Raw genomic sequence first — 5,243 nt, 5'->3', positions numbered from 1 at the left:
CTGTTGCCCCTGGGAGTATCCTGACATTCAACCTCCGCTTTCCTGGCCAGTATTTTGACAGTGAAACGGGGCTACATTACAACTATTATCGGGATTACGACCCCGCAACCGGAAGATACATCGAGAGTGATCCGATTGGGTTAGCAGGAGGGCTTAACAGTTATGCTTATGTCCAAAATAATCCAGCTAATTGGCTTGATCCGTGGGGGCTCTACACTGAAATAGTCCAGTGGGGGAGATCACCTGGGTTTACAGGACGATGGGGACACATTTCGGGTAATGTTAATGGTAAAAATTGGTCATATGGTCCACATGGCTGGGATACAAAATATCCAACATTTTCGGACTATGCCAATCGCCAGGCTGATCCAGATATTGATCGCGGAGGTCGTGGAATTGTCCTAGATTTGACCCCTGAAGAAGAAGCACAGTTACAGCAATGCATACAGGGTTATGATGATTACAATGGCATTACTAATAACTGCGGGAGTCCTTGGGTAGGTTGTCTAGAAAAACTTGGAGTTGTTGATTCGAGTGATAAAGCTCGGGTGCTCCCTTATGACATATATAAAATAATTAATTCCTCTCCTCGAGTGAAAGGAAATATATATTATCCTGGAACTCATAATCCGGTTGGATATGAATCTAATTAGAAAACAGGTATGGCCATACAATGCGATACTTTTTGTGGATTGTATTTCCATTATTTTTACTGTTAATAATGGCCTATTTTTATTATTGGCCAGAGATTATTGTTCTGCGGGCTGAAGAAGAGTTGGCATTAGGTGAGAGTCCTGTTGATCCACCATCGGGTAGAAATTTTGTTACCAAGCTAAGTTCAGGTGATGAGGTATACGTGATCGATTGTCAGGATATTAAAACTGATTTTGTGCTTTTGGTTCGGACAAAAAACGGAGATGAGGGGTATATAGCAGGCGGAGAGTATGCTTTATATAATAAAGATTTGAGCTTGTCATCGCTTATTTATGATTCAGAAGTTGTCGTATTTTCATGTCGAGGAATGTTAGAGAACAGATTCGCTAATTAATTAAAAAGGGAATGAGTTTCTTGGGTGCTAGATATACCGTAGCACCTCATTAATGTTTTGGCCAAATGCTCCATGTGGCCAGCACGGTGTGCATTTTGGAACAGCGCCTACATGTGTTTGGGCCGGTGAAAGTGACAGGGCCTGCTGGTTTGCCGTGCATGTGGTGCTGTTAGTCGAGATATGACGACAACGCTGGCTAACAGCATTACCCATGCCCCCTTCGGGCCCGTCAGTGGGTTGACCTATGGCAACGGGCTGACGCTAACCAACACATACGACAGCCAATACCGGCTCACCGATACTCAGGTAGGCCAGTTACTCGACCGGAATTACAGCTTTAATGGCAACGATGATATTACGGGTATCAATCGGGAGGCCACTGGCCAGTTAGTCTTTGATTATGACCCCCTGCGTCGGCTGGAATATGCGCAAACGCCCTCCACTACCCTAAGCTGGACTTACGATAGCAACGGAAACCGCTTGAGTGAAACAGCTGGCCAGTCGGTGGATACGTACTACGTCGACAGCTGGAGCAACCGTCTGCTCGAAATCAGTGGTTCAACGCAAAGTATTTACACGTACGACGCGAATGGCAATGTACTGAGTAAAGGTGGCCTGAACTTCAGCTACGACCGCTACAACAGTCTCACCAGTGTGAGCGGCACGGTAAGCGCAACCTATACGTACAATGCTCATCGTCAGCGTACAAGCAAAACTGTTAATGGCCAAACCACCTACTACCTGTACAATCAATCCGGGCAGCTGCTGGCCGAGCTTGATCATAGCGGGCAGACAAAGGTGGAATATGTCTGGTTGGGCACACAGCCACTGGCGGTAATTCATTCAGGCCCCTCTTCAGCCGTCGTATACTACATACACACTGATCATCTCAATACACCGCAGGTCGTGAGTGATAATCAGGGAACGGTGGTCTGGCGGGCGGACTATGATGCATTTGGGCAAGCATCTGTTGCCCCTGGGAGTATCCTGACATTCAACCTCCGCTTTCCTGGCCAGTATTTTGACAGCGAAACGAGGCTACATTACAACTACTATCGGGATTACGACCCCAGTACGGGACGGTATCTTCAGAGTGATCCGATTGGGTTGGATGGGGGGCTCAATACATACGCTTACGTCTATAACAATCCCATCATGTTTTACGATCCTTATGGTCTTTGGGCATGGGGTGATCCTTTACCACAAGGCACTGTTGATGTTGCTGCGGGCTTTGGTGATGGTATTTCATTTGGCCTGACTGATTGGCTCAGAGATCAAATGGGTACAAATGGGGCTGTCGATCATTGCTCTGCCCTATATCAATCTGGTGAAGTTGGAGGCACTTTAGTACCCGTAACAGGAGCTGGTGGCTGGTTGTACAAAGGTTTTAAAGTTGGCAAGGAATATAAGATTGGTAAAGATATACGAATAGCTCCGTATGGTAACAGAACCAACCATAAGTATGGTCGCTGGCCGCATTATCACCGTAGAGGCAATCCGGGAGCTGATGGTCAAACCCAGCCGGGACAGGGAATTAATAGACATAGACCTTTCCAACCTAGCCCGCACGATAAGAAATGGACGGATAGATTCTAATGAATATGTATAACTTTCCGATTATTATTGCTGAAGGGTTAGATGTTAACTTTTACATGTCTGTATCCAGCGTACAAGACTCTATAGAAGCCGTTGATATTCAGAATGATGTATACAAGGCTTATGATTCTTTGGGGAACAAGATAGTTCTGTCCGTCATTGACGATAAGATTTCTATTAAGATTGATTATGAAAACAACCTTAAAATAGAGCTAGAAAAACTACTAATCGATTTCTTAACAGCTATTGAATTTAAGTTCAGTGAAAAAGAAGAAAGCTTGGCAAGCCTTTTAAAAAAATGTAGTAAGTTCTATCAGTAAAAATTATTTTAAAAATAATTATATAGGCCAGCGTAATGCTGGCCCTTTTCTTATTAAAATAATTGTCATTTTCACCAGCATAGCGTGCCACCTTTTCGGGGGGATTACCCTGGTTTCGGTGTGCACGCCTAGCCAGCAGGCTGTGCATTCGAGGCCAGCGCATACAAAAGGAGGTTCAAAACTCTATGTCAGTCAACCAGCTTCATAGGCTGATGTGGCAACCTTTTGGTTCAGAAACGCGATAAATTCACGTAGGAAACTGTGGGGTATAAGACACGAATGGCAATGTACTGAGTAAAGGGGGCCTGAGCTTCAGCTACGACCGCTACAACAGTCTCACCAGTGTGAGCGGCACGGTAAGCGCAACCTACACGTACAATGCTCATCGTCAGCGTACAAGTAAGACTGTTAATGGCCAGACCACCTACTACCTGTACAATCAATCCGGGCAGCTGCTGGCCGAGCTTGATCATAGCGGGCAGACAAAGGTGGAGTATGTCTGGTTGGGCACACAGCCACTGGCGGTGATTCATTCAGGCCCCGCTTCAGCCGTCGTATACTACATACATACTGACCACCTCAATACACCGCAGGTCGTGAGTGATAATCAGGGAACGGTGGTCTGGCGGGCGGACTATGATGCATTTGGGAAAGCATCTGTTGCTTCTGGGAGTATCCTGACGTTCAACCTCCGTTTTCCTGGCCAGTATTTTGACAGTGAAACGGGACTACATTACAACTACTATCGGGATTACGACCCCAGTACGGGGCGGTATGTGCAATCGGATCCTATTGGATTGAATGGTGGGATTAATACTTATGGGTATGTCGGTGGCAATCCGCTAATTTACACAGATCCGTATGGTCTGGAAGCAATGAGCGCAGGTGCCGCTTGGGGGCTTCGAGGGCTGGACGGAGTAAGTTTGTTTGTTCCAGTTCCTGGGGCCAGAGTGTTCGGAGTTGGATTAATTGCCATGACGATACCTGGCGATACTCCGCAAGACATGCAAATGGACGGTCTTGCTGACGGCCCCGCACCTTACGACCATTTTGAAGAGGATGAAGCACTTTATTTTACTCCAGATCCATTTGGTGGAGGTGATGCATGTGAAAGGCTCAGGCATGCAATTAGAGTTTTGAGGGCTCAAATAGCATGGCGTAATACAGATTTGAATCCTGCCTCGGCTAGTTATCAAGGCCATGCAACAAGAATTGCTTTGTTGACTGCGGCATTGTCTAGGTTAGAAGAATTTTATCGAAATATTTGTGGAGGCGATTGTCCAGCGTAAATATATGGATAGATTAGCGAGAGAAAAAGAGATTGCACGGTTAGATGGTTTACTTAATGGGGTTTCAGCATTCAGTGGAAAAATAAGAGATTATTCGGCTTTTTCGTATCTTCTGGAAATAGAGCCGAATGTTTCTGTTGAGTTGCCTTTAAGAAAGTTTTTTACACCTCGGGCTAATTTAACTTTTTCGGGTTCGGAACACTTAAAGGGTGGGATTCGAGACCTAGAGCACGCAATTAGGCATTATCTTGTGAGGGATGCATCTTATGCCGATGCTGATAGCTTATTAAGTTTACAGAAATATTTATCCTTCAGGGTTATGGAGCTGGTTTCTATGATTTTGGGTGAGGATAGGGACGTAGAAGTGTTGAAAATGGTTGGTAATTTTGAAACTTCAGCATCGGAGAGTGTGTTCTTTTGTATTCGGATGAAAAGCACAGTTCTAGTATTGCAGTTCAATAATGATATTAACTTCAAGAGGCAGCAATTAGGTTTAGCCGGAAATAAATAAAACATCTCCTAATAATGGCCCGCATTGCGGGCCATTATTATTTTAGAGCTACGCTTCTGTTGTCAGTACCAAGCCGCGAATTCAACTCCGAAGTGCGACACCCGCCTATGCAGCCTGAAGGTATTCCTGGAATACAATTTCGGGCTGCCTGAACCCGAGGCATTTGCGAGGCCTCAGGTTTAACTGTTTTTCTGCCTTGCGGACATCCTCGCCGGTGATCATCCGCAGATCCGTACCTTTCGGGATGTATTGGCGTAGCAGGCCGTTAAAGTTCTCGTTCAGCCCTCGCTCCCATGACGAGTACGGGTGGGCAAAATAGAACTCCGCGCCCAGCGCTTTGGCTATAGCCTTGTGCTCTACGAATTCGCTCCCGTTATCCGCCGTAATCGTGTGCACATACGCTGCATAGGGCTTGAGCATATCGATGATGGCATCCCGCACATCACTGGCCCGTTTGGCTGCTACTTTGCGGACCAGAT

General features: G+C 46.0%; 6 protein-coding genes and 1 pseudogene. 6 read left to right on the top strand and 1 reads right to left on the bottom strand.

Annotated elements, in window-relative coordinates; translation table 11 throughout:
- The 6 genes and pseudogenes from BLV48_RS19520 to BLV48_RS18515 form a co-directional block, all read left to right on the top strand.
- On the top strand, positions 1 to 653 hold a 653-nt coding region (locus BLV48_RS19520; protein ID WP_139253987.1), incomplete at its 5' end, for an RHS repeat-associated core domain-containing protein.
- Between the two features lie 20 nt (positions 654 to 673).
- Positions 674 to 1,048 (top strand): SH3 domain-containing protein, encoded by a 375-nt coding sequence (locus tag BLV48_RS18535; RefSeq protein ID WP_091828259.1) that lies wholly within the window; start codon positions 674 to 676, stop codon positions 1,046 to 1,048.
- Between the two features lie 180 nt (positions 1,049 to 1,228).
- On the top strand, positions 1,229 to 2,644 hold the full coding sequence (locus tag BLV48_RS18530; RefSeq protein ID WP_091828258.1) for an RHS repeat-associated core domain-containing protein: 1,416 nt from the start codon (positions 1,229 to 1,231) through the stop codon (positions 2,642 to 2,644).
- Entirely contained in the window at positions 2,644 to 2,964 is a 321-nt protein-coding gene (locus BLV48_RS18525; RefSeq protein ID WP_091828257.1) for a hypothetical protein, read from the top strand. The genes BLV48_RS18530 and BLV48_RS18525 overlap by 1 nt, the downstream gene beginning before the upstream one ends.
- 284 nt (positions 2,965 to 3,248) lie before the next feature.
- A pseudogene (locus BLV48_RS18520) lies at positions 3,249 to 4,253 on the top strand (RHS repeat-associated core domain-containing protein); the annotation flags it as partial.
- Positions 4,254 to 4,257: 4 nt separating this feature from the next.
- The gene (locus tag BLV48_RS18515) at positions 4,258 to 4,764 is read left to right on the top strand and encodes a hypothetical protein (RefSeq protein ID WP_091828255.1); all 507 of its coding nucleotides are present in this window, start codon (positions 4,258 to 4,260) and stop codon (positions 4,762 to 4,764) included.
- Between the two features lie 105 nt (positions 4,765 to 4,869).
- Here the strand turns inward: BLV48_RS18515 and BLV48_RS18510 are convergent.
- Positions 4,870 to 5,243, bottom strand: a 374-nt coding sequence (locus BLV48_RS18510) for an IS30 family transposase (protein ID WP_139253986.1), incomplete at its 5' end; no start/stop codon positions are given.

The sequence above is a fragment of the Marinobacterium iners DSM 11526 genome, assembly GCF_900107855.1.
In the GTDB taxonomy this organism is placed as follows: domain Bacteria; phylum Pseudomonadota; class Gammaproteobacteria; order Pseudomonadales; family Balneatricaceae; genus Marinobacterium; species Marinobacterium iners.
This window is presented reverse-complemented; position numbering and strand designations above follow the sequence as displayed.